32 protein-coding genes and 1 pseudogene are annotated in these 25,924 nt (G+C 47.2%); 21 read left to right on the top strand and 12 right to left on the bottom strand.

Annotated elements, in window-relative coordinates:
- Window positions 1–35: 35 nt before the first annotated feature.
- The 7 genes from NYE62_RS18745 to NYE62_RS18715 all read left to right on the top strand — a co-directional run bounded on the left by NYE62_RS18745 (window position 36) and on the right by NYE62_RS18715 (window position 4,291).
- Window positions 36–515, top strand: a complete 480-nt coding sequence (locus tag NYE62_RS18745; protein WP_025285407.1) for a hypothetical protein — start codon at window positions 36–38, stop codon at window positions 513–515.
- Between the two features lie 73 nt (window positions 516–588).
- On the top strand, window positions 589–777 hold the full coding sequence (locus NYE62_RS18740; RefSeq protein ID WP_015418407.1) for a CsbD family protein: 189 nt from the start codon (window positions 589–591) through the stop codon (window positions 775–777).
- A 353-nt stretch (window positions 778–1,130) separates the two neighbouring features.
- Window positions 1,131–1,448: an urease subunit gamma gene (gene ureA, locus NYE62_RS18735; RefSeq protein ID WP_007407581.1), complete on the top strand. Its 318-nt coding sequence runs from the start codon at window positions 1,131–1,133 to the stop codon at window positions 1,446–1,448.
- Window positions 1,445–1,819, top strand: a complete 375-nt coding sequence (ureB, locus tag NYE62_RS18730) for an urease subunit beta (protein WP_012118652.1) — start codon at window positions 1,445–1,447, stop codon at window positions 1,817–1,819. Before ureA ends, ureB begins: the two co-directional genes overlap by 4 nt.
- Window positions 1,816–3,525 carry an urease subunit alpha gene (gene ureC / locus NYE62_RS18725; RefSeq protein ID WP_007407580.1) on the top strand — a complete coding sequence of 570 codons (1,710 nt, stop codon included), beginning with the start codon at window positions 1,816–1,818 and terminating at the stop codon, window positions 3,523–3,525. Before ureB ends, ureC begins: the two co-directional genes overlap by 4 nt.
- Before the next feature lie 141 nt (window positions 3,526–3,666).
- The gene (locus tag NYE62_RS18720) at window positions 3,667–4,071 is read left to right on the top strand and encodes an Rrf2 family transcriptional regulator (RefSeq protein ID WP_003151203.1); all 405 of its coding nucleotides are present in this window, start codon (window positions 3,667–3,669) and stop codon (window positions 4,069–4,071) included.
- Window positions 4,072–4,108: 37 nt separating this feature from the next.
- Complete coding sequence (locus tag NYE62_RS18715; protein WP_144463853.1) at window positions 4,109–4,291, top strand: hypothetical protein; 183 nt, start codon at window positions 4,109–4,111, stop codon at window positions 4,289–4,291.
- 108 nt (window positions 4,292–4,399) lie between these two features.
- Here NYE62_RS18715 and xynA read toward each other — a convergent pair whose 3' ends face one another.
- Window positions 4,400–5,041: an endo-1,4-beta-xylanase XynA gene (xynA, locus tag NYE62_RS18710; protein ID WP_007407578.1), complete on the bottom strand. Its 642-nt coding sequence runs from the start codon at window positions 5,039–5,041 to the stop codon at window positions 4,400–4,402.
- A gap of 347 nt (window positions 5,042–5,388) precedes the next feature.
- Between xynA and NYE62_RS18705 the strand changes: the two are divergent.
- Window positions 5,389–5,492, top strand: a pseudogene (locus NYE62_RS18705) (NAD(P)-dependent oxidoreductase); the annotation flags it as partial.
- Window positions 5,493–5,529: 37 nt separating this feature from the next.
- Here the strand turns inward: NYE62_RS18705 and NYE62_RS18700 are convergent.
- Together NYE62_RS18700 and cls are read right to left on the bottom strand one after the other, a co-directional pair.
- Complete coding sequence (locus NYE62_RS18700) at window positions 5,530–5,916, bottom strand: DUF5362 family protein (protein ID WP_144463855.1); 387 nt, start codon at window positions 5,914–5,916, stop codon at window positions 5,530–5,532.
- 134 nt (window positions 5,917–6,050) lie between these two features.
- A complete protein-coding gene (gene cls, locus NYE62_RS18695) occupies window positions 6,051–7,499 on the bottom strand; it encodes a cardiolipin synthase (RefSeq protein ID WP_007407575.1) in 1,449 nt (482 codons plus the stop codon).
- 220 nt (window positions 7,500–7,719) lie between these two features.
- Between cls and NYE62_RS18690 the strand changes: the two genes are divergently transcribed.
- Entirely contained in the window at window positions 7,720–8,157 is a 438-nt protein-coding gene (locus NYE62_RS18690; RefSeq protein WP_064115302.1) for a DUF5392 family protein, read from the top strand.
- A gap of 31 nt (window positions 8,158–8,188) precedes the next feature.
- Here NYE62_RS18690 and NYE62_RS18685 read toward each other — a convergent pair whose 3' ends face one another.
- Entirely contained in the window at window positions 8,189–8,638 is a 450-nt protein-coding gene (locus NYE62_RS18685) for a DUF5362 family protein (RefSeq protein WP_144664838.1), read from the bottom strand.
- A complete protein-coding gene (locus NYE62_RS18680) occupies window positions 8,635–9,126 on the bottom strand; it encodes a GNAT family N-acetyltransferase (protein ID WP_089072492.1) in 492 nt (163 codons plus the stop codon). The genes NYE62_RS18685 and NYE62_RS18680 overlap by 4 nt, the downstream gene beginning before the upstream one ends.
- Before the next feature lie 138 nt (window positions 9,127–9,264).
- Between NYE62_RS18680 and NYE62_RS18675 the strand changes: the two genes are divergently transcribed.
- A complete protein-coding gene (locus NYE62_RS18675) occupies window positions 9,265–10,134 on the top strand; it encodes a M23 family metallopeptidase (RefSeq protein ID WP_007407571.1) in 870 nt (289 codons plus the stop codon).
- A gap of 91 nt (window positions 10,135–10,225) precedes the next feature.
- Window positions 10,226–10,648: a VanZ family protein gene (locus NYE62_RS18670; RefSeq protein WP_342497119.1), complete on the top strand. Its 423-nt coding sequence runs from the start codon at window positions 10,226–10,228 to the stop codon at window positions 10,646–10,648.
- A gap of 17 nt (window positions 10,649–10,665) precedes the next feature.
- On the opposite strand, the gene NYE62_RS18665 is transcribed toward NYE62_RS18670, so the two are convergent.
- Window positions 10,666–11,241 carry an undecaprenyl-diphosphatase gene (locus tag NYE62_RS18665; RefSeq protein WP_007407569.1) on the bottom strand — a complete coding sequence of 192 codons (576 nt, stop codon included), beginning with the start codon at window positions 11,239–11,241 and terminating at the stop codon, window positions 10,666–10,668.
- Between the two features lie 164 nt (window positions 11,242–11,405).
- Between NYE62_RS18665 and ftsW the strand changes: the two genes are divergently transcribed.
- Entirely contained in the window at window positions 11,406–12,560 is a 1,155-nt protein-coding gene (gene ftsW / locus NYE62_RS18660; RefSeq protein WP_007407568.1) for a putative lipid II flippase FtsW, read from the top strand.
- Between the two features lie 53 nt (window positions 12,561–12,613).
- Here the strand turns inward: ftsW and NYE62_RS18655 are convergent, their stop codons facing one another.
- Together NYE62_RS18655 and NYE62_RS18650 are read right to left on the bottom strand one after the other, a co-directional pair.
- Window positions 12,614–12,964, bottom strand: a complete 351-nt coding sequence (locus tag NYE62_RS18655) for a P-II family nitrogen regulator (protein ID WP_003151222.1) — start codon at window positions 12,962–12,964, stop codon at window positions 12,614–12,616.
- A 17-nt stretch (window positions 12,965–12,981) separates the two neighbouring features.
- Window positions 12,982–14,193: an ammonium transporter gene (locus tag NYE62_RS18650; protein WP_003151223.1), complete on the bottom strand. Its 1,212-nt coding sequence runs from the start codon at window positions 14,191–14,193 to the stop codon at window positions 12,982–12,984.
- Between the two features lie 252 nt (window positions 14,194–14,445).
- Here NYE62_RS18650 and NYE62_RS18645 point away from each other — a divergent pair, with 252 nt between their 5' ends.
- From NYE62_RS18645 to NYE62_RS18635, 3 genes are all read left to right on the top strand, one after another.
- Window positions 14,446–15,012: an isochorismatase family protein gene (locus NYE62_RS18645; RefSeq protein WP_241457729.1), complete on the top strand. Its 567-nt coding sequence runs from the start codon at window positions 14,446–14,448 to the stop codon at window positions 15,010–15,012.
- Window positions 15,009–16,373, top strand: coding sequence for an MFS transporter (locus NYE62_RS18640; protein ID WP_094032554.1), 1,365 nt, complete (start codon window positions 15,009–15,011; stop codon window positions 16,371–16,373). The genes NYE62_RS18645 and NYE62_RS18640 overlap by 4 nt, the downstream gene beginning before the upstream one ends.
- A gap of 163 nt (window positions 16,374–16,536) precedes the next feature.
- On the top strand, window positions 16,537–17,991 hold the full coding sequence (locus tag NYE62_RS18635; protein ID WP_342497118.1) for an NCS1 family nucleobase:cation symporter-1: 1,455 nt from the start codon (window positions 16,537–16,539) through the stop codon (window positions 17,989–17,991).
- Between the two features lie 35 nt (window positions 17,992–18,026).
- Here the strand turns inward: NYE62_RS18635 and NYE62_RS18630 are convergent, their stop codons facing one another.
- Window positions 18,027–19,223 carry an MFS transporter gene (locus tag NYE62_RS18630; RefSeq protein WP_012118641.1) on the bottom strand — a complete coding sequence of 399 codons (1,197 nt, stop codon included), beginning with the start codon at window positions 19,221–19,223 and terminating at the stop codon, window positions 18,027–18,029.
- 24 nt (window positions 19,224–19,247) lie between these two features.
- A complete protein-coding gene (locus NYE62_RS18625) occupies window positions 19,248–19,661 on the bottom strand; it encodes a MarR family transcriptional regulator (RefSeq protein WP_007407562.1) in 414 nt (137 codons plus the stop codon).
- Between the two features lie 331 nt (window positions 19,662–19,992).
- Here NYE62_RS18625 and spoIIID point away from each other — a divergent pair, with 331 nt between their 5' ends.
- The 4 genes from spoIIID (at window position 19,993) to NYE62_RS18605 (ending at window position 23,259) form a co-directional block, all read left to right on the top strand.
- The gene (gene spoIIID / locus NYE62_RS18620; RefSeq protein WP_003151236.1) at window positions 19,993–20,274 is read left to right on the top strand and encodes a sporulation transcriptional regulator SpoIIID; all 282 of its coding nucleotides are present in this window, start codon (window positions 19,993–19,995) and stop codon (window positions 20,272–20,274) included.
- Between the two features lie 180 nt (window positions 20,275–20,454).
- The gene (gene mbl, locus NYE62_RS18615; RefSeq protein ID WP_003151237.1) at window positions 20,455–21,456 is read left to right on the top strand and encodes a cell shape-determining protein Mbl; all 1,002 of its coding nucleotides are present in this window, start codon (window positions 20,455–20,457) and stop codon (window positions 21,454–21,456) included.
- A 159-nt stretch (window positions 21,457–21,615) separates the two neighbouring features.
- Window positions 21,616–22,413 (top strand): flagellar hook-basal body protein, encoded by a 798-nt coding sequence (locus tag NYE62_RS18610; RefSeq protein WP_007614310.1) that lies wholly within the window; start codon window positions 21,616–21,618, stop codon window positions 22,411–22,413.
- A gap of 24 nt (window positions 22,414–22,437) precedes the next feature.
- The gene (locus tag NYE62_RS18605) at window positions 22,438–23,259 is read left to right on the top strand and encodes a flagellar hook-basal body protein (protein ID WP_119001999.1); all 822 of its coding nucleotides are present in this window, start codon (window positions 22,438–22,440) and stop codon (window positions 23,257–23,259) included.
- Between the two features lie 17 nt (window positions 23,260–23,276).
- Here NYE62_RS18605 and NYE62_RS18600 read toward each other — a convergent pair whose 3' ends face one another.
- Window positions 23,277–24,341 (bottom strand): tetratricopeptide repeat protein, encoded by a 1,065-nt coding sequence (locus NYE62_RS18600; RefSeq protein ID WP_040238774.1) that lies wholly within the window; start codon window positions 24,339–24,341, stop codon window positions 23,277–23,279.
- Window positions 24,342–24,536: 195 nt separating this feature from the next.
- Between NYE62_RS18600 and fabZ the strand changes: the two genes are divergently transcribed.
- Window positions 24,537–24,962, top strand: a complete 426-nt coding sequence (gene fabZ, locus NYE62_RS18595) for a 3-hydroxyacyl-ACP dehydratase FabZ (RefSeq protein ID WP_003151242.1) — start codon at window positions 24,537–24,539, stop codon at window positions 24,960–24,962.
- A 56-nt stretch (window positions 24,963–25,018) separates the two neighbouring features.
- On the top strand, window positions 25,019–25,414 hold the full coding sequence (mscL, locus tag NYE62_RS18590; RefSeq protein WP_003151243.1) for a large conductance mechanosensitive channel protein MscL: 396 nt from the start codon (window positions 25,019–25,021) through the stop codon (window positions 25,412–25,414).
- A 45-nt stretch (window positions 25,415–25,459) separates the two neighbouring features.
- Here mscL and NYE62_RS18585 read toward each other — a convergent pair whose 3' ends face one another.
- Window positions 25,460–25,870, bottom strand: a complete 411-nt coding sequence (locus NYE62_RS18585) for a YwpF-like family protein (protein WP_012118638.1) — start codon at window positions 25,868–25,870, stop codon at window positions 25,460–25,462.
- Window positions 25,871–25,924: the final 54 nt, after the last annotated feature.

Below are 25,924 nucleotides of genomic sequence, written 5' to 3'. Positions count from 1 at the left end.
AGAGAGAAAAAGCATATGCGAGGGGGGGGGATTTGTTGTTCGGATTTAATGATATGATAAAGTTTTTCGTATCTTTTCTCATCATTCTGCCGATGGTGTCTGTCATCCATGTGTCGGGGCACAGCTTTATGGCCATGCTGTTCGGAGGCAAGGCGTCATTGGATATCGGAATGGGGAAACGTCTTTTAAAAGTAGGGCCGATTCAGGTTCGGCGTATCTACTTCATAGATTCTTTCTGCAAGTTCGGCGAATTGCGGATAGATAACCGTCTGACGAGCGCGCTCGTCTATTCCGGAGGCTGTCTGTTTAATATCGCTTCTATCTTTTTAGTAAATCTGCTGATCATGAAAGATGTCCTCGAGCCAAACTTATTTTTTTACCAATTTGTCTATTTTTCAACTTATTATGTTTTCTTTGCTCTTCTGCCGGTGCAATACGGGGATAATAAGCTGTCAGACGGATTGGCTGTTTACAAAGTGCTCCGCTACGGGGAACGCTGTGAAATCAATAATTGAGAGTTGAAATGTTTGCTATCAGGCTGAGAGGGAAGAACACAAGTACACAACAACAAAAGGAGCTGAAGATATTATGAGTCAAGATAACGGTTTAAAAGACAAAGTAAAAGGCGGAATGAACAAAATGAAAGGGGAAGCTAAGGACAAAGCAGGCGACATGGCAGACAAGTCCGACTTAAAAGCGGAAGGTAAAAAAGACAAAGCGAAAGGCAGCCTGCAAAAGGGTGTCGGCAAAACGAAAGATAAACTCAGTGATGATTAATTTGATAGTGAAACACAGCAAAAGCCCAAAATATTTTGGGCTTTTTGTTATGAGAAATGACAAAAATTCCAGTTCATTTGGTTAATATTCACTAAATTTTTAAATATTCTATAAATTCCCCGGCGATTTCTTTATAATATTCACATAGAATGTAACCTTTCTTCACATTTGATTAAACGTTTGTTGAAGAAAAAAATGAGAAATCGGTAATTTCTGCAAAAGGAATCGGGCCGTTCACCGTCGAATAACTTTTATCACTTAACATTTCATGAGGTGAAGGGGGTGACGGCCGCCTGCATCGTTTCGGTATGACCATGCGGATTGTGTTTGACTATCACTAAGGGGGAATACAGATGAAACTGACACCGGTTGAGCAAGAAAAATTGCTTATTTTTACGGCGGGAGAGCTCGCTAAGCAGCGGAAGGCGCGCGGCGTTCTGCTGAATTATCCCGAAGCCGCCGCATATTTGACCTGTTATCTGATGGAAGGCGCGAGAGACGGAAAAAGCGTTGCTGAGCTGATGGAATCCGGCCGCAATGTATTGACGGAAAAAGATGTTATGGAAGGCGTTCCGGAAATGCTGGACAGCATTCAGGTGGAAGCGACGTTCCCGGACGGGGTTAAGCTTGTCACCGTTCATCAGCCGATCAAAGCGGAGGTGAAGTCATGAAGCCGGGAGCGATTCAAGTCGCAAAGGGGATCATCACCATTAACGAAGGCCGGAAGACGCTGGAGGTGTCAGTCACCAATAACGGAACACGGTCAGTGCAGGTAGGATCGCATTTTCATTTTGCCGAAGCCAACGGCGCCCTTTCCTTCAATCGGGACAAAGCAATCGGCATGCGCCTTGATATCCCGTCAGGCACATCTGTCCGTTTTGAACCGGGAGAAGAGAAAACCGTCACGCTCGTGGAAATCGGAGGGCGAAAAACGGTCAGAGGTCTCAACGGCATGGCCGATACGTATATGGATGAGCGGGGAAAAGAGAAGACTCTGTCAAATCTTAAAAAAGCCGGATGGATGGAGGAGGCGATCCGATGAAAATGTCACGTGAGCAATACGCAGAACTGTTCGGACCGACAACGGGAGACAAAGTCAGACTCGGAGATACGGATTTATGGATTGAAGTCGAAAAAGATTTCACGAATTACGGTGAAGAAATGATTTTCGGCGGAGGGAAAACAATCCGGGACGGCATGGGGCAGAACGGGCGTATCACCGGGAAAGACGGAGCGCTTGATCTGGTCATTACAAACGCGGTTATCCTGGATTATACCGGAATCGTCAAGGCGGATATCGGGGTGAAGGACGGCCGGATTGTCGGCGTCGGGAAAAGCGGCAACCCTGATATTATGGATGGGGTGGACCCGCACATGATTATCGGTGCCGGAACAGAAGTCATTTCCGGCGAAGGGAAAATCGTAACGGCCGGCGGGGTGGATACGCATATCCACTTTATCTGCCCGCAGCAGATGGAAGTCGCGCTTTCTTCAGGCGTGACCACGCTTCTCGGCGGCGGAACGGGTCCTGCGACGGGAAGTAAAGCGACGACTTGTACATCCGGTGCATGGTACATGTCGAGAATGCTGGAAGCGGCCGAGGAGTTTCCGATCAACGTCGGTTTCTTAGGAAAAGGGAATGCATCCGATAAAGCACCGCTGATCGAGCAGGTGGAAGCAGGCGCGATCGGCCTGAAGCTGCATGAAGATTGGGGATCAACGCCAAGCGCCATTAAAGCTTGCATGGAAGCGGCGGATGAGGCGGACATTCAGGTGGCGATCCATACAGACACGATAAATGAAGCGGGCTTTTTAGAAAATACGCTTGATGCGATCGGCGACCGGGTTATCCATACATATCACATAGAGGGAGCCGGCGGAGGCCACGCACCGGATATTATGAAACTCGCATCTTACGCCAATATCCTGCCGTCCTCTACGACGCCGACGATTCCATATACCGTCAACACGATGGACGAGCATCTTGATATGATGATGGTCTGCCATCATTTAGATTCAAAAGTGCCTGAAGACGTGGCGTTCAGTCATTCACGCATCAGAGCGGCCACCATTGCGGCGGAGGATATTCTGCACGATATCGGCGCGATCAGCATGACATCATCTGACTCGCAGGCGATGGGCAGGGTGGGAGAAGTGATTATCCGGACATGGCAGGTGGCCGATAAAATGAAAAAACAGCGCGGCGCTCTATCAGGAGAAAACGGCAATGACAATGTGCGCGCCAAACGCTATATCGCCAAATACACGATCAACCCGGCCGTCACTCACGGCCTGAGCCATGAAGTCGGTTCCGTTGAAAAAGGAAAGCTCGCCGACCTCGTACTATGGGACCCGGTTTTCTTCGGCGTCAAACCTGAACTTGTGCTCAAAGGCGGCATGATCGCCCGCGCCCAAATGGGAGATCCGAATGCTTCCATTCCGACGCCTGAGCCCGTGTTTATGCGGCAGATGTACGCATCATACGGTAAAGCAAACCGAAATACCTCTATTACATTTATGTCCCAGGCCGGTATCGCAAACGGTGTGCCGGAAAAGCTCGGCCTTGAAAAAATGATTTCTCCCGTACGGAATATCCGTAAGCTGAGTAAGCTCGACATGAAGCTGAATGACGCGATGCCGAATATACAAGTCGATCCGAAAACCTATCAGGTGTTCGCCGACGGAGAAGAGCTGGCATGCCAGCCCGTCAGCTATGTTCCGCTCGGACAGCGTTATTTCTTATTTTAATCCCTCTTCGGCCGGTTTCCCGCCGGCCTGTTTACACCTCTATTGCCAACTTGATTTCATCCTGCCGCCCGTTTTAGTGTATATTAGTAGTTGACAAACAAATGAAATGTAACTATTGCGGTTACAACGGTGGTGAAAAACATGATTAACAGCCGTCTTGCTGTGGCCATTCACATTCTATCGCTGATCTCAACGGATGAACGGGCGTCATCGGATATGATTGCGGGCAGCGTAAACACCAATCCCGTCGTCGTGCGGAGAACGATCAGCCAGCTGAAAAAAGCGGGTATTCTGACATCCCGAGCGGGTGTTCCGGGAGCCAGCCTGAAAAAAGATCCGTCGGAGATCACCCTCTTAGAGGTTTACAGGGCGGTGCAGAATAAGGAAGAGCTTTTTGCGGTTCACGACAATCCGAACCCCGACTGTCCGGTCGGCAAAAATATTCAGCGCGCGCTCGATGAGACGTTCGGAAGCGTACAGCGGGCAATGGAGAATGAACTTGCGAGCAAGTCCCTTTATGATGTAATGAATCATCTCTTTTGTTAAAAAGAGATGGGTTCATGCCGCTAGGGGTGTAACAAAAATGGTTACAATGGATAATGAGGAAATCACGGTTTTGGCTCCATATTCAGACACGCCTGGATGCGGGATTGCGATCTGTTTAATGAAGAAATCCTCCGGAACTAAAGGAGGTGGTTACCGGGATATTTTTATTTTGCTTAAGACTTATGTGAAGGTGTCAGCTGTGAAGTTAAACAAAAAATGATACCCTGCCTCCGGCAATGCCAAAACCGTTCGCCTCTTAACAATCATTATAAAATTTCTTTAGGAACGATCAGCAGCCCGTTAGCTGCCCCTAATTAAAGATGAGCTGTTACCACACTGTTACATTAGAACTTCCGCTGCTTTTATATCCTTCTGTCGCTAAGACTTGATAAGCCCAATTACTGCCCAGATTCATTCCATGGCTCTTCCAGGCGTTAACATGATTGCTGAAAGTGATTGCAGCGTTGCTTCCGGTTGGTCTCTTCGACTGGCGAACACTCCAGTACTGCGTAAAAGTAGTGTTATCGCCATCAATGGAAGGTGCGTTATAACGTGTCGTTGTATATATGTCATATGTACCTCCATCACTCTTTACAGTACCTTTATACGTTCCGGTAGGTCTGTAAGTACCCCATGAATCCACTACATAATATTCGATGAGAGGTGCTCTCGTCCAGCCATATAAAGTCAAATATCCATTGCCATTCGGCGCCCAGACTCCGGCATTATAGTTTATTGTTCTAAATGGCGAGCCTGTAGTCCAGCCTTTACCAACAACGAAATTTCCGGTATTAGACCAATTAACACTGTAATTCCCGCCAGATCCATTGACAGCGTTGACTGTTCCGCCCCCATCAGTCCAATTTTGCCAGTAATCTGTGCCAGCTGCAGAGGCGGTTGCCGAAAACATGCTGATACTCATGAAAGCAGCCGTTAATCCAACTAAGAATTTCTTTTTAAACTTAAACATATGTTACCTCCTATACTATTTTTTCTGACTTTGACATGAGGCAGCACTCGTAAATATTTAACGAACGCCAACGCTTTTGATCGTTCCTTTCAATATAATAGCATGAATACATGAGTGAATATTAAGAACAATTGTAATTTAATTACAAAGACCCAAAAAACTGTATGATGAGTGGTCTTGTTCCATCAGGGCTTTTATCCTTATTTTGCAGAATCACAATTCTTGCTTCTAAACCTGATCAGGAACAGTCGAACAATTGAGTGATTTCAGTTGAAACTCTGAGGAAAAGTTTTTATTTGAATAAACTTTTTTGAGCTGAAGCCGGAATGTCTGAAGGAATATTTGCAGACAGCTGCATCAGCTGCGCCATTATGCCATCGTCGTATTGAACGAATTGGATAATCCGAAGCACAAAAACGAACGCTTTACCGTTATCGAAGAAGCGGAATAAGAAAAAATCCCGGGCGGATGCGCCGGGATTTTCCTTTTTAATATGTATTGGCATCAATATTATTAAACACGCCGTCCACGATGCCGAGCGTCATGAGGACAATGAAGAGAACGATACCGAGAACGGACAAGCCGACCGTCACAATCAGGTAGATCCCCTGCATTTTCACGAACTTTGCATAATTCTCCAGCATATGTTCCTCTGTCAGTTCATTGAACTGCTCCGCCATCTGTCCCGCTTCATTTGCCGAGCGCATCAGAAAAATGCCGGCAATGATCTGCAGAACGCCGGGAATGGCTCCGATTAAAAAGAAAAACGCGCCCGACAGCGCCGCAAACGCACCCACGATAATAAATAAAATACCTGTCGCTTTTCCCCATTTTGAAATAGCAATAAGCGAACGATTCACTGATTCAGGTTTCAAACTATGGCACTCCTTTACAAAAAAATACTCACTTTTCATTTATACACTATTGGGTCATTCTTTTGAATATAAAATGTGTTTTTTCGTGCCGTGTCCGTTTTGTATCAGAAAATTCCCGAGAAACACCCCGGGAATTACAAAATCGGCGAAAGAAGTCTTGAAATCGATTCTTTAATGCGGATCCGCAGCGAACGCTCCTGATATTCTTCATACGTATATTTTCTGGAGACGAGCAGATCTTCTTTAAATGAGGAAATGAGTTTTTTCGCAATGGTGACGTCATAAATAAAGGCGTTGACTTCAAAATTAAGTCTGAAGCTTCTGACGTCGATATTCGCCGTACCGACTGAAGCCGTCTCATCATCAACAACAATCGTTTTTGCATGAATAAAGCCGTTATCGTAAATGTAGACTGAGGCTCCGGCTTTCAAAAGATCGCCGATGTAAGATAAAGTCGCCCAGTAAACGAAAGCGTGATCCGGCTTGTTCGGAATCATGATTTTGACGTCGATGCCTGACAGACAGGCGATCCTGAGGGCATCTAAAAGACTTGAGTCAGGAATAAAGTAAGGCGTCTGAATCAGGATCGACCGTTTGGCCGTTGAGATCATCTTGATATAGCCGTTTTTAATTTGTTCCCATTCTGAATCCGGTCCGCTCGTGACAATCTGCATCCCGACATTGCCCTTCGGCTCGCATTCCGGAAAATGATTCGGAACGTATGTGAGCGTATGATGATGGGAGGCTTGATTCCAATCGAGGATAAACCGTGTCTGAATAGCGTGCACCGCCGTGCCTTGAAGCCTGAGGTGCGTATCGCGCCAGTAGCCGAATTTCGGATTCAGGCCGAGATATTCATCTCCGACGTTAAAGCCGCCGACATAGCCGGTTTCGCCGTCAATGATGACGAGCTTGCGGTGATTCCGATAATTGAGCCGCAAATTAATCGGACGAAGCCTGGAAGGAAAAAAGACTTCCACATGGCCGCCGGCGTCCCGCAGCGGTTTGAAGAATTTTTTTCTGAGTGATCTTGAACCGAGTTCATCATATAACACTCTGACTTTTACGCCTTCCCGTGCTTTTTTCACTAAGGCATCGCGCAATTTTTTCCCCAGTTCATCACCTTTATAAATATAGTATTGAAGGTGAATGTGATCTTTTGCATTGGAAATGTCCTTCATTAAGCGTTTGAACTTATCGCGCCCGTCCGTCAAAATCTCCACCGAATTATCCTCTGTAAAGACTGCGTGGTTGTTCATGACAAGCATATAGATGAGGTCTTTATTATCCACAGTCGCTCTGTTGTTAAATTGGAATTGCCTCGACTTCAGATCTTTCAGCTGAGACTTCAGCAGCTTTTCTATCCCGATTTTTTTACGGTCTTCCCATTGAAACAGATGCTTGCGTCTCAGGTTATGGCCGAATAACAGGTATAAAATAAACCCTAAAATGGGAATAAAAAAAAGAACCAAGAGCCAAGCCCATGAAGCGCTGGCATCGCGTCTTTCTTTGAAAATCATGATGACGGCCAACAGTATATTTAAAACGAAAAAAAATCCAAATAAAATAAATGAAATGCTCACTTTGCAACCCCGCTATATCATATTTATCAAGACTGTGCCCATTAGTATTCCGACAAGTGCAGCAATCTGATTCCCATTTCAAATTATAACATTGACATTTTGAAAGAATAAAGAGCCGGAATCAAAGATGAATGCAGTTTTCTTTCAAAGAAAGTTCCGGGTGCGGTAAAATATGCATATATGAAAAAGAAGACAAAAATGACAGCAAAGGGGAGAGGGCATGAAGCTGGAGCATGCGGAACAATTGCCGGGATTCATAAAAAAAGAAATTCAGAAAATACAAATCGCCATTGCGCCGCTGATGAAAAAAAGCATCATTTACCGTTTTCTTGCTTTCCCGCTCGCCGCTTTTAGTCTGTTTCATCTGGCATCGCTTTTGATTCAGGCCCCTTCCGGGAGAGGAGCTCTCGTGTCGGCCGGCATTTTTGCCCTCCTTGCGGCCTGGGGTCTTGCGTTGTTTAAGGAAGCCGGCTATCAGCGGAAACAGGTGCAAAAAACGATCCGCCTTTATATGCTGAACAGAATCAGAAAAAGCGATATTCTGTCTGAGGAACGGAAAAGCGCCTATACCCGTCTGATTGCCGAGGAGCCGTCTGCGATGAAGAGCTTTATTGAATTTTTAACGGAAGAAGACCGGAAAAAAGAAATGCTTTATTAAAAAAGAGCTGACGCGCGATCAGCTCTTTTTGTCATTCAAACACCGGGTCGTTCTCATAGTAATATGAATCAGGCGTGTCATACGTATCAGTGCTGTGATAAGCGATAATTCCGATGACAGCGAAGATGACGACTAAAATAAAAGCGAGAATGCCCAATACCACACTGGATACCGCATAAAAAAACTGCATTTTGATAAATGACGCGTAATGTGCAAGCATATTTTCTTCCGCGTTTTCTTCTAGTCCTTCCTGAAGTGCGGCAGCCGCTTTTGCCGAGCGCATCAGCATGACGCCGGAAATGATGAGCAGAACCCCCGGAATGGCTCCGAGCAGCGTCACAATGGCTGACAGAGCGGAAAGAGAGCCCGTGATGATCAGAAACACGGCGGTGATCTTTCCCCATTTGGCGATGTCGGCAAGGGAACGGGCTTTTTTATTGAGCGGCTGGTTTTCGTCTTTCTCTTTATCGATGGTGATCATGACAGTTCTCTCCCTAAAATGTTCAAGTCATATCGTTTTCCGTCCATTTCGGCGATACCCGGGAATACGCCCCATTCGGTAAAACCGAATTTTTCAAACAGCTTAATGCTTGGCACATTATGTCCGAAGATAAAAGCCATCAGGCTGCGGATGCCGATTGCCGGAGCGAGTGCCAGGGCTTCTTTCAGCAGAAAGCTTCCTGCTCCTTTGCCGCGGCAATCCTGATGCAGATAGATGCTGATCTCCGCCGTTTTGTCATAGGCCGGACGGCCGTAAAACGTTTCAAAGCTGATCCAGGCCGCCACTTTGCCGGTTTCATCTTCCGCGACCATCAGCGGGCGCCGGTCCGTGTGCCGCAGAAACCAATCCATCCGGTCTTCGGGCGTCACTTCTTCCGTATCAGCCGTTACCATTCGTGAGGCAATCGTCGAGTTGTATATGGCCACCACCGCATCTAAATCCTCCAATACGGCTTTGCGCAGGGTCAAATTCATATTCCGGGATCTCCCTTCACATTTCATTACATAATCAAGTGCAATCTGCACATACTATTTCCAAAAAAGTTTTTTATGGATGTGTATATATTTTCAGAAAAGTGTTCAGAATGTTGCTGAGGTGATGAACAAATGAGAGAGGAAGAAAAGAAAACTTCTCAAGTCAAAAAACTTCAGCGGTTTTTTCGCAAACGCTGGATATTCCCTGCAATCTACTTAGTCAGTGCGGCCGTCATTTTAACAGCTGTCCTTTGGTATCAATCCGTTTCGAATGATGTGAAGGACAATCTGACGAACAACGGAGGAAACTCCGCGTATGACAGCGGCAAAGACGATGCCGTCGAAGTAGGCAAGTCAATGGAAAACGTCGCAATGCCGGCTGCTCATTCTGAAAATGTTTCTGTTGTGAAAAAGTTTTATGAAACTGATGCCGCAAAAAAAGAGAAAGAAGCAGCACTTGTTAACTATAATAACACGTACAGCCTCAGTAAAGGAATTGACTTAGCTGAGAAAGACGGAAAATCATTTGATGTTTCTGCTTCTCTGAGCGGTACGGTTGTTAAAGCTGCTAAAGACCCGGTACTGGGATATGTGGTTGAAATTGAACACTCAGACGGCCTGTCTACTGTCTATCAGTCTTTATCTGAAGTCAGCGTCGATCAGGGCGACAAAGTAAAGCAGAACCAGGTCATCGGTAAATCCGGAAAAAACCTTTACAGTGAAGAAAGCGGAAATCACGTGCACTTTGAAATCCGCAAGGACGGCGTAGCGATGAACCCGCTCAATTTTATGGACAAGCCGGTAACATCTATTGAAAAAGCGGCGGCTGAAGAGAAAAACGCTGTGACAGAAGAAACGGAAGGGTCAATTCAGCAGTCTTCCGAGAAAAAAGATGTGACGCCTAAAAAAGAAACCGAAGAAAAACCAGGTGACAAAGAGGACGGCACAAAAGACAAGACAGATGGTAAAGATGACGGCTCAATGAAAGATTCGGGCAAGTAATCTTGATCCCAAAGCGCCTATCATCTCAGATAGGCGCTTTTCATATTGCCGCATGTGCCTTTATACTAGTAGAAAACGAAGGGGATGCTGAATGAATAAATGTCTGGCGGCCGGGTGGCTCGTCTTAGTTTTCGTTTCGGCTTTGACTGAAAGCTTTCACGATATGGTTGTGTCGCAGACGGTGTCCTTCCGTTTCACGCCGCATCCGGATGTGTCCGGTTTCTTTGTGTTCGATATGGCGGAGCTCGCCATACCGGAAGCGGCGATTCAAAAGCTCGGGCACGCGTTTTCATTTTTTGTGCTAGCCTATTTGTTTTTCAGAGAGCGCAGGCGCATGAAGAGGGCGGTGCTGTATGCATTGGCCGCCGCTTTCCTGACAGAAATCGTCCAGCTCTTTTTCGGCAGAAACGGATGCCTCCGCGATGTGCTGATTGACAGTCTCGGCATTGCCGCATTCTGTGCTTTACAAAGGAAAAAGCATACAGCCAAACATACAAAAACCGGCAGTCTGTGACAGACGCCGGCTTTTTTTTATATATTATGGTTTGTCGATTTGCTTTTATGAACGATACTTTCATAGATTCGCACGATCAGATCGACAATCGGACGAAGCACATTTGAAAATCTGAACAGCAGGAATCCGACAATGAGGGAAACGATAATGCTTCCGAGCACATCGATCGGATAATGGTGGCCGACCCAAATTCTTGAGAAGCCGGTCAAAAGGCCGAAAATCACAAGCGGCCAGCCGAGTTTTTTGTTGCGGAACAGAATCGCAATTGAAATCGCCAAAGCGCCTGTCGTATGGTCACTCGGAAATGAAGCATCCGCGGCATGAGGGATCAGCGTATGAACCGTATGTTCGACAAAGGGGCGCGGCTCGACATAGACTTTCGTGATGAGGTAGTTGACGATAAGCGCTGCAACACCCGTGAAGCCCGCGTACAGGGCGTTTTGTCTGCCTTTTGTGCTTCCGAACAGCCACATGGCAAGCAGGAAAAGGGCGTAGGCGTAAATGGCGTATTCCGTAATAAATACCATGATAGAGTCGAGAATGGCACTATGGTGCGACAAACCATTGATCGCTTTAAATAGTTCGTAATTCACAAATATCACCTTTTATCTTTATTTTATATGAACAGTGTAATGCTTTTTTCTATGAGACACAATTGGTATTAAAAATAATCATAAAAAAGTAAACAGAATGAAACGTGACTGTATTACTGTGCGTCAAGTATGCGGGAAAAGAATAGCCGAAGGAGTTTTGTCCGTTGCTGAAACGTTTGAAAAACGCCGATCTGCCGCTTGTGTTTGTCATTATGCTGCTTTGCGGATTCGGCTTGTTAATGGTGTACAGCGCCAGTGATGTGATGGGGTCTCAGCGGTACGGAGATCCATCCTATTTCTTCCATAAGCAGAGTGCCTCTTTACTGATCGGATTATGCTTATTTCTATTTGCCGCCTGTCTGCCGTATAAGCGGTATGCGCGGCTTGTACCGCTGTTTGTGGTCGGTTCGCTGGTATTGCTGCTGCTCGTATTGATACCGGGAATCGGGCTGGAGCGGAATTTTTCCCGCAGGTGGCTGGGAGCGGGCCCGCTTGTCGTACAGCCGTCTGAATTGGCGAAGATCGCGATGATTTTGTATTTCGCTTCGATTTATACGAAAAAGCAGCCGTACATTCATCAATTTGTGAAAGGGGTTCTGCCGCCTTTAGTGATTTTGGGAACTGCTTTTCTGCTGACATTGGCGGAGCCTGATTTAGGGACGGCTTCCTTAATCCTGGCGGCGTGCGGGTCGATTTTATTATGTGCCGGCTTGAAAAAGCGCCATCTGTTCGTGCTCGGCGCGACGGCGGTGTCGGGGGTTGTTTATCTCGCATTTTCCGCTTCCTATCGTGTGAAGCGCCTCGTTTCCTTTACCAATCCGTTTGGTGACGCGAATGGGGACGGCTATCAGCTGATTCAATCCTATTTTGCTATTTCCGGAGGCGGGTTTTTCGGAAGAGGGCTTGGAAACAGTGTTGAAAAAATGAACTATCTGCCTGAGGCGCATACCGATTTCATTATGGCCGTGATCAGCGAAGAGCTGGGGATATTCGGTGTTCTGATCGTTTTGGGATTATATTTTGCGTTAATGCTTCTCGGCGTAAAAACGGCCGTGCGGGCTGATGACCCGTTCGGGAAGCTTCTTGCCATCGGAATTACGTTTCAATTAATGTTTCAGGTTGTATTGAATTTGGGAGCGATGAGCGGACTTCTCCCGGTTACGGGTGTGCCTCTTCCGTTTATCAGCTACGGCGGTTCTTCATTAATTATGACGCTGTTTTTGTGCGGCATACTGGTCAATATCAGTACATATGCGAAAAAACAACCCGTACGACATAAGCGGCCTGTCCCGCATGAAAAAAAGGTTTCTTCTTTTTAATGAAGCTGGAAAAAAACGCCCGGGACATTTCTGTCTCCGGGCGTTCTGCCTGTTTATAAAGCTCCTGGTCCTTCTTCTCCGGTGCGGATATTAATCGTGTTTCCGATTTCATAGACGAATATTTTGCCGTCTCCGGGCTCTCCCGTTTTCAGCACTTTCTTCGCCGTTTCCACGACTTGATCAACGGGGACCTTGCTGACAACGATTTCCACTTTCAGCCGTTCATACACATTGCTCTCAATTTTGACTCCGCGGTACAGTTCGGTGTGGGCTTTTTGAAGGCCGCAGCCGTGTACGTTGGAGAAGGTCAGCGATGTGACTCCGATTTTACCGAGTTCCTGTTTCAATGTTTCAAACTTAGCCGGACGCGTAACGATTTCTACCTTGAACATTTGACCGCTCATCTAAGCCACTCCTCACTTTATAAGTCCTGATATGCTTTTTCCCCGTGCATCGTTAAATCAAGCCCAAGTGACTCTTCTTCTTCACTGGCGCGCAGGGGAATGAACAGACCTACAATTTTAATGATAACGAAAGTGACAATAAATACAAATACATAGGTTGCCGCAATGGCCGCAATCTGCTTCCAGAGCAGTCCCGGATCGCCGTAAAACAGCCCGTTTGCCCCGCCGTCATTGACGGAAGTGGTGGCGAATAAACCGGTCGCGATGCCGCCCCATGTCCCGCCGATCCCATGCAGGCCGAAAGCGTCAAGCGCATCATCATAACCGAAAGTCTTTTTGAGCCAATAAACGCCCCAAAAGCAGACAAGCCCGCCAATGAACCCGATCACGATGGAAGAGAACGGCGTAACGAACCCGGCAGCCGGCGTAATGGCGACAAGCCCGGCGATTGCGCCCGATACAGCACCCAGCATGGTCGGTTTTTTATTCAGCATCCATTCGATTAAAATCCAGCCGATAATTCCGGCTGCAGCCGCGGTGTTTGTGTTAATGAAGGCAAACATCGCGATACTGTCAAGCGTGAGGGCGCTGCCGACATTGAAGCCGAACCATCCGAACCAGATGAGCGCTCCGCCCAAGAACGTGTAAATTAAGTTGTGAGGCGAAGCCGCCGTGCCGTCCTTGCGTTTCCCGAGCACAATCGCCAGCACAAGCCCGGCGACTCCGGAAGAAATGTGGACGACGTTTCCGCCTGCGAAGTCAAGAGCGCCCATTTGGCCGATCCAGCCGCCGCCCCATACCCAGTGCGCAACGGGCGTATATACGAGGGAAGCCCACAAAAAGGAAAATACAAGAAAAGCACTGAATCTCATGCGTTCAGCAAATGCTCCGGAAATAATGGCCGTCGTCAGTACGGCAAACGTCATTTGGAACATCATGAACAAGGAATGCGGGATCGTATCACTGTAACTTCCGGGTTCAAAGCCGACCCCCTTCAGCCCGGCCCATTCAATCCCGCCAAGCCATGTATTGCCGGGGGCAAAAGCAAGTGAATATCCGTACAAAACCCAAACGACGGATACGATGGCGAGAGAAGAAAAACTATGCATTGCCGTGCTGAGCACGTTTTTGCTTTTTACCATTCCGCCGTAAAACAAAGCCAGCCCGGGGGTCATCAGCCACACGAGTAAAGCGCAAAAGAACATAAATACTGTATCGCCCATCTGCATGTTGTATTCCTCCGTCTCATTCAGAATGTAATTGTGATTAATTCATTATTATAGAGAAAAAAGAACGATAAAACATTTTCGTGTAAGGTTATCTGACATGGTTTTTTGCGTTCATAATACTGTTTTTTCAAATGGGTGCCGTGCGACTTTATATCCATAAAAAGAGCGCCGGAGCACGGCGGAAGAAATCCTGTCCGGGGAAGAGTAAAATAAACGGGGTGAGAAACACTAACTGCATCAGGAGGAATCATTATGACAACATCATTAAATCTGCAATTTGAAAAAACGGCTTTGGTCCTTATTGATTTACAAAAAGGCATTGTGCAGATGGATAAAAGCGGTACCGTTGTGCCGAACGCGAAAAAATTAATTGATGTGTTCCGGGAAAAAGGCGGATTTATCAGCTTTGTGAACGTGGATTTTCATGACGGAGCGGATGCGCTGAAGCCGCTGACGGATGAAGAGGCGGCGGGCCATTCGGCTCCGCCGGCGGATTGGGCTGAATTTGTGCCTGACATCGGAGTGAAAGAAAACGATTATACGGTAACAAAACGGCAGTGGGGCGCGTTTTTCGGCACGGACCTGGACCTTCAGCTCAGAAGACGGGGAATCGACACGATTGTGTTATGCGGGATTGCGACAAACATCGGTGTGGAAAGCACGGCGCGAGAAGCTTTTCAGCTCGGGTATCAGCAAGTTTTCGTAACTGACGCGATGGCGACATTCAGCGATGAACAGCACGAAGCGACACTCAAGTTTATCTTCCCGAAAATCGGCAGAAGCCGGACGACGGAAGAATTTATCACACAGACAAAATGACAATCTCCAAAAAAAGCCGCGTCCTGTTCTTGACAGCCGTGGCTTCGGGGACGATGCTGAACCCATTGAACTCGTCGATGATTTCTCTTGCGCTTCACAGTATTCAGCATGAATTTCACCTGTCGTTTACAACGGTGTCCTGGCTGATATCGTCCTTTTATCTGGCCAGCGCGGTGGCGCAGCCTGTTACCGGGAAGCTCGGTGATATGCTCGGCAGGAAGAAGCTGTTTTTGATCGGGCTTCTGCTTGTTGCCGTCTCAGCGGTCGGCGCGCCGTTTGCGCCGACTTTTATGACTTTGTTAATTATGAGATTGTTTCAGTCGATCGGAAGCAGCGCGATATATCCGTCCGGCGTCGGATTGATCCGTTCAAATATACAGGAGAAGCAGGCTTCGGCGCTGGCCGTCCTGTCAATCTTTGCATCAGCCATGACGGCGCTCGGTCCGACTCTCGGCGGTTTTCTGATCGTTTGGGGAGGGTGGCCGGCAATCTTTTTCGTCAATCTGCCGTTTATCATTCTCAGCTTTTTTCTCGGAATGTATATGTTTCCGAAAGATGAAAAACGCGAGATCGGCGGCTTGAAAGGCGTGCTCCGCCAGCTTGATACGATCGGGATACTCCTGTTTGCCGGAGCGATTATCCTTCTCCTGTCGTTTTTATTGTCCTTCAGTACGAAGCCTCACTATACAGAAGGCGTATTCGGGCTTTTGTTTGTCGGGCTGTTTATCTGGCGCGAGCTGAAAACGGAGAAGCCGTTTATTGATGTCAGGCTGTTTAAAACGCATCGGAAACTATCGTCGGTGTATATTCAATTTATTTTGCTGAATATATTCTTTTACTGCATCTTTTTCGGGCTTCCGAGCTATTTTCAGGATGAAATGCATTTGTCCGTTCAGACAAGCGGGTTGATTATGCTGTTTATGTCGGGCATGAGTATTCTGGTGTCGCCTCTGACCGGAAAATGGATAGATAAGAAAGGGCTTCTTCAGCCGATTGTTGCCGGAACCTGCCTGACCGTGATCGGGGCGGTGCTGTTAACGTTTTTCTTTCTTCAGGCGCCCATGATAGGAAAAGGGCTGATCCTGTCCGTGCTGGGTGTCGGCTACGGCTTCGGAAATGTCACGTTTCAGGCGGCCATGCTGACAACGAGCCCCGCCGACATGGTCGGAACAACGTCCGGCCTGTTTCAGACCTGCCGGTATCTCGGTTCGATTTTGTCTTCTGTCATTTTGGGCATTCTTTTCGGAAAAGAAATTACCGCCGGCCATTTTCATATGCTTGGGACGATTCTTATCGTTGTCGGCGCTGTAAGCCTTTTGATGGCGTTCCGGTTTTCGGTTCTCCTCAAAAAAGCCTCTTAACAGGCGCAACAAAAAGAGACGGGCTCTCCCCGTCTCTTTTTTTGTGTAATGTGCTCAAAAATCAAAACGATTATTGTCGACAGCGACCAATGTTATTTATGGAATTTTCAGTTATATTTTTTCACATGTGATGTAAGGAAAACGCACATGTGGGAGGGAGAAAATGAAAAAAACAACGAGTGATCGGCTAAGCAATAAAGATTTACTGCCTTTAGAAGACGGCGAACGGACATGGAAAGCGGTGAATTTTGCATCCATCTGGATGGGTTGTATTCATAATATCCCGACCTACGCGACTGTGGGCGGGCTCATTGCGATCGGCCTTTCTCCGTGGCAGGTGCTCGCCATTATCGTGACGGCGTCACTCATTTTGTTCGCCGCTTTGGCCTTGAACGGCCATGCCGGAACGAAATACGGACTGCCTTTTCCGGTCATTATCAGGGCTTCTTACGGAATATACGGGGCTAACATTCCGGCGCTTCTCAGGGCGTTTACAGCCATCATGTGGCTCGGAATTCAAACATTTGCCGGGAGCACGGCTTTGCACATTCTGCTTTTGAACATATGGCCGGGCTGGGGGAGTCTCGGCGGAGATTGGAATATACTCGGGCTTCATCTGCCGGGTTTTCTGTCGTTCATTTTCTTTTGGGGCATTCATCTGCTTGTGCTGCGGCACGGCATGGAATCGATCAAAAAATTTGAAGTGTGGGCGGGCCCGCTTGTTTATCTCGTCTTCGGCGGCATGGTCTGGTGGGCGATAGATATTGCCGGCGGACTCGGACCGATTTACTCACAGCCGGGAAAGTTCCACACCTTTTCTGAAACGTTTTGGCCGTTTGCCGCCGGAGTGACGGGCATTATCGGAATATGGGCGACGCTGATTCTGAATATCCCTGACTTCACCCGGTTCGCCGCGTCGCAAAAAGAACAGATTCGCGGCCAGTTTTACGGGCTGCCGGGAACGTTTGCGCTGTTCGCGTTTGCAAGCATCACGGTGACATCCGGATCACAAGTAGCATTCGGAGAACCGATTTGGGATGTGGTGGAGATTTTGGCCCGGTTTGATAATCCTTTCGTTATCGCTCTTTCGGTCATCACACTTTGCATCGCCGCCGTCTCGGTTAACGTGGCGGCAAACATCGTGTCACCGGCCTATGACTTGGCGAATGTCCTGCCGAAATATATTACATTCAGGAGGGGAGGGTATCTGGCCGCCGTTTTGGCCCTGTTCACAATACCGTGGAAGCTGATGGAGAGCGCCACGAATGTTTATGCGTTTCTCGGGCTCATCGGCGGGATGCTCGGACCGGTGGCCGGGGTGATGATGGCTGATTATTTTATCATAAGAAAAAGGCAGCTCTCAGTTGAAGACCTTTATTCGGAGACCGGACAGTACACTTATTACAAAGGCTATAATTACCGGGCCTTTGCCGCGACCTTTCTCGGCGCGTTTATTTCTTTAATCGGGATGTACGTCCCGGCGTTCGCCGGCATCTATGATATCTCCTGGTTTGCGGGTGTCATTTTGTCATGTCTCGGTTATACGGCGCTTATGTATATTCATCCTCCTTATGCAAAAGCGGCGGGACGAATCGCGCGGGAAAGAGCGGCCGAATAAAAAAAAGCCGGGGGCTGCCCCGGCTTTTTTTCATATCAGTCTGCGATTGAAACGTTTCCGTCCGCTTCAAGCGGCGTTCTTTTTTTCTGGCTCCAGCCATACAGGAGCAAAGCAATCAGGACGAACAGCCCCGCTGCCAGATAAATCGAATGGAATCCGGCCGAAGCGACGAAGAGGCCGAATACATATGACCCGCCGGCAATCCCGCTGTCAAAGAAAGTGAAGAAGGTAGCCGTCGCAAAGCCTGAACGGTGTCCGGGCGAGTTCTGAATCGCCAGCGTCTGCATACAAGGTACGATAGAGCCGTATCCGAGACCGATTACGGCACCGGACAAGAGAAGCATGAGGGCGCTGTTTGTCATCGCCAGCATGCAAAGCCCCGCGGAGAACACGATAATCGACGGATAGATGACGATTCCCGGCCCCACTCTGTCAAACAGCTTTCCTGTGAAAGGACGGGCGGCCATCATCGTCACTGCGAAACAGACGAAGAAATAGCCGCTGACATCCAACAGGTGGATCGTCTTGGCATAAACGGATAAATATGAAGTCACACTTGAATAACAGAAAGAAATGGACAACCCGACAATCGCGATTTTAAGCGCGCCTTTTTCAAACATGTCGGAGAAAGAAAAACGGAAGACAGTCGTTCCGCTGTTGTTTTGATCCGGCACACGAATCATAAAAGCAATCAGCAAGCCTAAAGAAACAAATACGGCAAAAATCGTAAAGAAAACCGGGAACGAAATGACTTTCACAAGACTCAGCCCGAGAAAAGGACCGATCGCCATGGCAAGGTTCATAGACATCGCAAAATAACCGAGCCCCTCACCGCGCCGCTTGGCGGGAATAATGTCAGCGGCAATTGCGCCCGTAACCGTCGTTAAAATGCTGAACCAGATGCCTTGGAAAAAACGCAGTCCGAGCAGCAGATAGAAATTGTGTAGCGGCAAATACAGATAAGAAGACAGGGCGAACAGCGCCAAGGATACAATCGTCATTCTTTTCTTGCCGAACCGTTCAATAATCGCCCCTGAAAAAGGACGGGTGATAATAGCAGATAACAGGAACAGGCTGATCAAAAGCCCTCCTTGCGATTCACTGCCGCCAAGCTCCTGAATCATATAGATAGGCAGCACGGCCAAAAATGTATAAAAGAACACAAAGACAAATAAATTCACGAGTACGACCATAATAAAATCTTTGGTCCAGATCGAGTCAGATTTACTCAAAAGTACAGCACTTCCCTTTCTTTTCTATTTCGTTAAAAACACATTCAGAAACTCAGAAAAAGCTTCCTTATCTCCATCTTGGAAATCCGCAAGCATGTCTTCCTCGAACTTCAGCATCTCTTGATTAATGCTGTCGTATTTCAATTCAGCTTCCTTCGTCAGGACGACGAGCTTTTCCCGCTTGTCTTCTCCCTGTTCCCGCTGAATCCAGCCGTTTTCTTCAAGGCGTTTGATCGTTCTGGTAACGGTCGGCGCCTCTACGTTCAGATAGGACCAGATTTCTTTTTGGGTCATCGGTCCGATCGTTTTTAAGCAATATAGGATTGACCATTGAGAGGAGTACAGGCCGAATGGTTCCAGCCGTTCATTGGCTTTCTTCGTAATCAGGCGGGCGCATTGATTGATTTGGTGAATGAGGCGTCTGTTGACGTGGATCATTTCCGTTCTCCTTTTCAAAAAACTTACCTAAGTAACTAATTGTGCTGTTTCATTCTACAGCAGGATCGCGCGGATGTAAACCCCCCGATCAAAAAGCAGAAAATTATGACCCGCCCCTTGTCCTTATTGAGTTTTTAGCATATTCCCAATTCATTGCTAATACACTGTTACAAACCTATCAAAGAGAGTGTTTGAGGTGAGGGATCGTGGGCATATTTCTAAAACCTTCTTATATAATCGGACAACGAAGAAGCTGCATCATCAGTGAATCTGTTACAGAATACGGATCTCATTTCACACTTCTCACATCCAACTGGGGAGGTCGAGTGGTGTGCACGATTACATCAAAGAGCGAACAATCAAGATTGGCAAGTATATCGTGGAGACGAAAAAAACCGTTCGTGTCATTGCGAAAGAGTTTGGTGTTTCCAAAAGTACCGTACACAAAGATCTGACAGAGCGCCTGCCTGAAATCAATCCTGACTTGGCGAATGAAGTAAAAGAAATACTCGATTATCATAAATCCATCAGACATTTAAGAGGGGGAGAGGCGACGAAATTAAAGTACAAGAAGGATGAAATTCTTGAAGGGGAGCCCGTTCAGCAGCCGTAGCGCCTGACGTCTGCCGGGCCCTTTTTTCTCCTCCCGGGCGGTTTCGCGAATATCCGCAAAATTTTGTCAAGAACTTATATCGTTCAGCAGCTTTTTTTTGATAAATTATGATAATATATATAATTAGGGCACAATGTGGATATTTTACTGTGAAACAGATATCAAGGAGGATATAAATAGATGTTTGCAAGGGATATTGGAATTGACCTCGGTACTGCAAATGTACTGATCCATGTAAAAGGAAAAGGAATTGTTCTGAATGAGCCTTCCGTTGTGGCACTTGATAAAAACAGCGGCAAAGTGCTGGCTGTCGGTGAAGAAGCCAGACGAATGGTTGGACGTACACCTGGGAATATTGTTGCGATCCGTCCGCTGAAAGACGGCGTAATCGCAGACTTCGAAGTAACAGAAGCCATGCTGAAACATTTCATTAATAAGCTGAATGTAAAAGGACTTTTCTCAAAACCGCGCATGCTGATCTGCTGCCCGACGAATATTACATCCGTTGAGCAAAAAGCGATTAAAGAAGCAGCTGAAAAAAGCGGCGGAAAGCATGTGTACCTTGAAGAAGAACCGAAAGTTGCCGCTATCGGCGCGGGTATGGAAATCTTCCAGCCGAGCGGTAACATGGTTGTTGACATCGGAGGCGGTACGACAGATATCGCAGTTATTTCTATGGGCGATATTGTCACCTCCTCTTCTATTAAGATGGCTGGGGACAAGTTTGACATGGAAATCTTAAATTATATCAAACGCGAGTATAAGCTGCTGATCGGTGAACGTACCGCTGAAGATATTAAGGTGAAGGTCGCAACGGTTTTCCCAGACGCACGTCATGAAGAAATCACCATCCGCGGCCGTGACATGGTTTCCGGTCTGCCGAGAACGATTACAGTAAACAGCAAAGAAGTAGAAGAAGCCCTTCGTGAATCAGTTGCCGTCATTGTGCAGGCCGCCAAGCAGGTTCTTGAAAGAACACCGCCTGAATTGTCCGCTGACATCATCGACCGCGGCGTTATCATTACCGGCGGGGGAGCGCTGTTGAACGGGCTTGACCAGCTTCTTGCCGAAGAGCTGAGGGTGCCTGTTCTTGTTGCTGAGAACCCGATGGATTGTGTTGCGGTCGGAACCGGCGTCATGCTGGATAACATGGACAAGCTTCCAAAACGCAAACTGAGCTGATGATAAAACCTCATTCTGAAAAAGAATGGGGTTTTTTTCTGTCAAACCCTTCACGAACGGGAATGTAAATCCGATAATAAGAAAAAATGCTGATTTTCATTATAGAACAAATGTTCCGGTGAGGCAACTGGAAATAATGCTATTTCAGAGGTGGAAGACTTGTTAAAAGGATTATATACCGCAACGTCCGCAATGATTACACAGCAGAGAAGAACGGAAATGCTGTCAAATAACATCGCAAACGCGAATACGTCAGGGTACAAAGAGGATCAAGGTTCAATCCGCGCCTTTCCCGAGATGCTTCTGAGCCGAATAGAAGGCGACAAAAAAACGAAAATCGGCTCCGTCAACACAGGCGTATACATGCAGGAGCTGAAACCGTTGTTTACGCAGGGAAGCCTGAAAACGACCGATCAGCCGACGGATATCGCGCTTATGGAGAATCAGGTTCCCAAGAATGCCGAAACGAATGAAAACGCCGAGCTGTTTTATCCCGTGCAGACCGCAGGCGGCGTCCGCTATTCAAAAAGCAGCACTTTCTCATTAAATGAAAACAATCAGCTTACGATAAACGGAAACCTTGTGTTATCAACAAACGGACAGCCGATTACAGTCGACAATGAAAAATTCACCGTATCAGAAAACGGAACGGTCACGACAAACGGCCGGCCGGCGGGGCAGATTGATATCAGAATGGAAGAAGACGTGCGCAATCTGAAACGGGACGGCAATGACCTATACAGCACGGCCGACGGCTCTGAACTGCCGAGCGCGGCGGCGAATCCCCAAGTCTCGTATTCATTAAAGCAAGGCGTCTCGGAGCTTTCAAACGTGGACGTGACGAGCACGTATACAGAAATGACGGAAGCATACAGATCATTTGAAGCCAATCAGAAAGTCATTCAGGCTTACGATAAAAGCATGGATAAAGCCGCAAATGAAATCGGCAAAGTGTAACAAAATGGGGGACATTCAATTATGATGCTCAGATCAATGCTGACGGCTTCAACAGCCTTACATCAGCTTCAGCAGCAGATGGATACAGTCAGCAGCAACCTTTCAAACAGTGATACGACAGGCTATAAAGCGAGGGACTCCCGCTTTTCCGAGCTGATCAGACAGCAGTATGACCATATAGATGACAAAAAGGAAAATTCGCCGAACATGCGGAAAACGCCGCCCGGCCTGCGTCTCGGCGCCGGAACGGTGATGACTCCGCAGCTGGACTCAGGGCAGGGAAGCATCAAAAAAACCGACCGTGACCTTGATATCGCGTTCACATCACCTTATCAATATCTTCAGGCAGAAGCGGACGGACGGCGGGTGTATACAAGGGACGGCTCACTTTCCCTCAAGCCGGCCGGCGGAAATGACCGGCTGCTTCAGCTGATGACAGCGGGAGGCAATCCCATTCTCGATGAGAACGGTCAGCCCATACAAATTGACAGTTCGCTGACTCAGCTGAAAATCAGCAAAACCGGAACGCTGACTGCTTCAGACCAGGCGGGAACCCGTTCGCAGACGTTTAATCTCGGCATCGTCAATGTCAATAATCCGCAGGCGCTTCATGCGGAAGGGGATAATCTGTTTTCCGTAAACGGCGCGGGGGCTTCAGCGATTGAAGACCTTACCGGCGCAAACCGGCAGGCAATCGGCATGGAGCAGGGCGCGCTTGAAGGTTCAAATGTCGATATGTCAAAAGAAATGACCGACTTAATCGTGTCTCAGCGTTCCTATCAGCTGAACAGCCGCACGATTACATTGGGAGACCAAATGCTGGGCTTAATCAACTCAGTCAGATAAAAGAAGGGGCGTTTTGATCAGCCGCGCATGATAAAAAATGCGGCTTTCTCAAAATCGCCCTTTTTTTTGTAGTAATCAGTAATATCCTGAAGCAGCACTTCCAAATCCACCCACGCTTCAATTTTCTGCAGCTCCAGCACGAGCTTCTGCAATCGGTCGTACGGGTCCTCCTGAGCGGTGTACAGTATGTTGAGCGCGGTCAGCTTCAATTTCATAATCTTGTTCTGCACTTTTTCAGATATGTATAAACCTTTCTGCAGCACGGTTTGTCCTTCGGCGGCAGAGCCGGTTTTAAAAAGTGCTCTGACCGCTTCGTACACACAATGAAGGTAGGAAACGGGAGACTCTTTCTCGAAACGCTGATTGCCCAATACCTTTTTGTAAAAAGGGAGGGCCTCTTTATCTTTTTTCTGGGCGGTCTTTAAAAAACCAAAATTATAATAGGCGTGGCACAGCAGGTTATTGTCATTGATCCGGTCCGTTATCTTTATGGATTCATTGAAGAGCTGTTCTGCGTCGTCATAGCGTGCCTCGTCTATATAATTCACGGCGAGAAGCAGCCGGCAGCTGAGCGTTTTTTTGATGTAGCCGAATTCACCTTGATAGATTTCCAGCGCTTTATTGACATATTGAATGGAGAGCGCAGGCGACTTCATCATGTAATATGCACCCGCTGTTTTATAATAAAATTCAGCGGCTTCGAAACGGTCCTGAATGGCCGGCAGGTACTGTTCAGCTTCTTTAAAGCGGCAGACAGCACGGTTCGGAGCGCCATTCACCATATGGAATAACCCTTTGAAAAAATAGAAATAATAAGTTAATTCATGATCCATCTCATCTTTGCGCCGCTTCAGCTCGCAGAACAGCTTATTCAGACCGTCTTTTTTCTCAAACAGCAGCTGGAACCGTGCGAAAAACAGCTGATATCTGAGTTTGAGCTTTGCATTCTTTTGTAATTTGGGGAGATGCTGATTGATTTGTTCGTGAAGGGAACGGGCTAGATCGAATTGGCGTTTTCCCATGGCGTCATACCACTCATTCAGCATCACCAGCGTACGTTTTTCAGTAAACTTAGCAATCATCTTCCAACCTCTTTGCATAGGGTAAAAATCTTTATTTATCATAACACATTAATGGACGAGGCTCATTGCCAGCTGGTTACAGTTTACAGCGCGGTTGAAAAAGAAATTGATTCATAATATACTTCCAAATGTACAGATTGGTTGCCACATATGCCTTCTATACATACTATTGTCGATGAAGGAGATGTCAAGAGAATGCTTGATACTCAGCAAATTAAAGAAATTATTCCCCATCGCTATCCGTTTCTTCTGGTAGACAGAATTACGGAAGTCGAAGAAGGAAAACGGGCGGCGGGATATAAAAATGTGACGGCGAATGAAGATTTTTTCAACGGCCATTTTCCTGAATACCCTGTTATGCCGGGCGTATTAATCGTAGAGGCTTTGGCGCAGGTCGGAGCGGTTGCGATGCTGATTAAAGAAGAAAACCGGGGCAGACTCGCATTTTTTGCGGGGATTGATAACTGCCGTTTCAAAAAGCAGGTAAAACCGGGTGACAAGCTGGAGCTTGAGGTTGATATTACCCGCGCGCGCGGTACGATCGGACGCGGCAAAGGCGTTGCCAAAGTTGACGGCGAGCTCGTGTGTGAAGCTGAATTAACTTTTGCGCTCGGAGAATAAAAGCAAACAAATGGGCTTATAAAAAAGCCCATTTTGTATAGAAAGAGGTGAATGTAATGTGGTCAGAATTTAAAAGCTTTGCGATGCGGGGCAATATCATGGATCTGGCTATCGGTGTCGTCATCGGCGGCGCTTTCGGCAAAATCGTGACGTCGCTCGTTGAAGACATCATCATGCCGCTTGTCGGCCTGCTTCTTGGCGGTCTTGACTTTTCAGGACTGGCCGTGACATTCGGCGATGCTCATATCAAGTACGGAAGCTTCATTCAAACGATTGTGAACTTCTTTATTATTTCATTTTCTATTTTTATCGTGATCCGCACAATAGGCAAGCTGAGACGTAAAAAGGAAGCAGAAGAAGAGGCTGAAGAAGCCGAGGAAACAGATCAGCAGACAGAACTGCTGACTGAAATCAGAGATCTGCTGAAACAGCGGGCTCCTCACAATGACTAGGGCACAAAAAAAGGCTGGATGATTAACGTCCGGCCTTTTTCATGATTATAATTTTTGTTTAAACGCTTCAATCAGCCGGCTGCCCGAGTAGCCTTCTTTCACGAGCGACTCCAGAATGCTTTCTGATCCGGGGTGGTTTCTTGACACCATTTGACCGTAAATTAAAACTTGTATACTTCTTTCCAGCTCGACGATATTTTTGATGCTTCCCGTCAGCTGGGCGGGGCGGTTGCTTTTTTTCGTAATCGTTACAAACACCTTCGCTTCTTTCTGGCTTTTCATCAGCATGTCAAAAAAAGACAAGTGTTCGGCCGGGACCAGTGCTTCAATTAACCAATGATTTTCTCCGTCCTCTTTATTGATAATCAGTCCGTCTAAAAGGGGAAACTGCTCAATCGGCTGATCGTCTTTATCTAAACGTTCCACATTCAGATCAACCAGTTTAAAGGTTTTCATCTCTTATTTTCACCCCTGTTGTCCATGTTTTTCGTTCATTTATTATAACACATA

It is taken from the genome of Bacillus sp. FSL K6-2861 (genome assembly GCF_038630725.1).
Lineage (GTDB): Bacteria > Bacillota > Bacilli > Bacillales > Bacillaceae > Bacillus > Bacillus velezensis.
The sequence above is the reverse complement of the archived record's forward strand: the minus strand, read 5'-3'. Positions and strand labels throughout refer to the sequence as shown.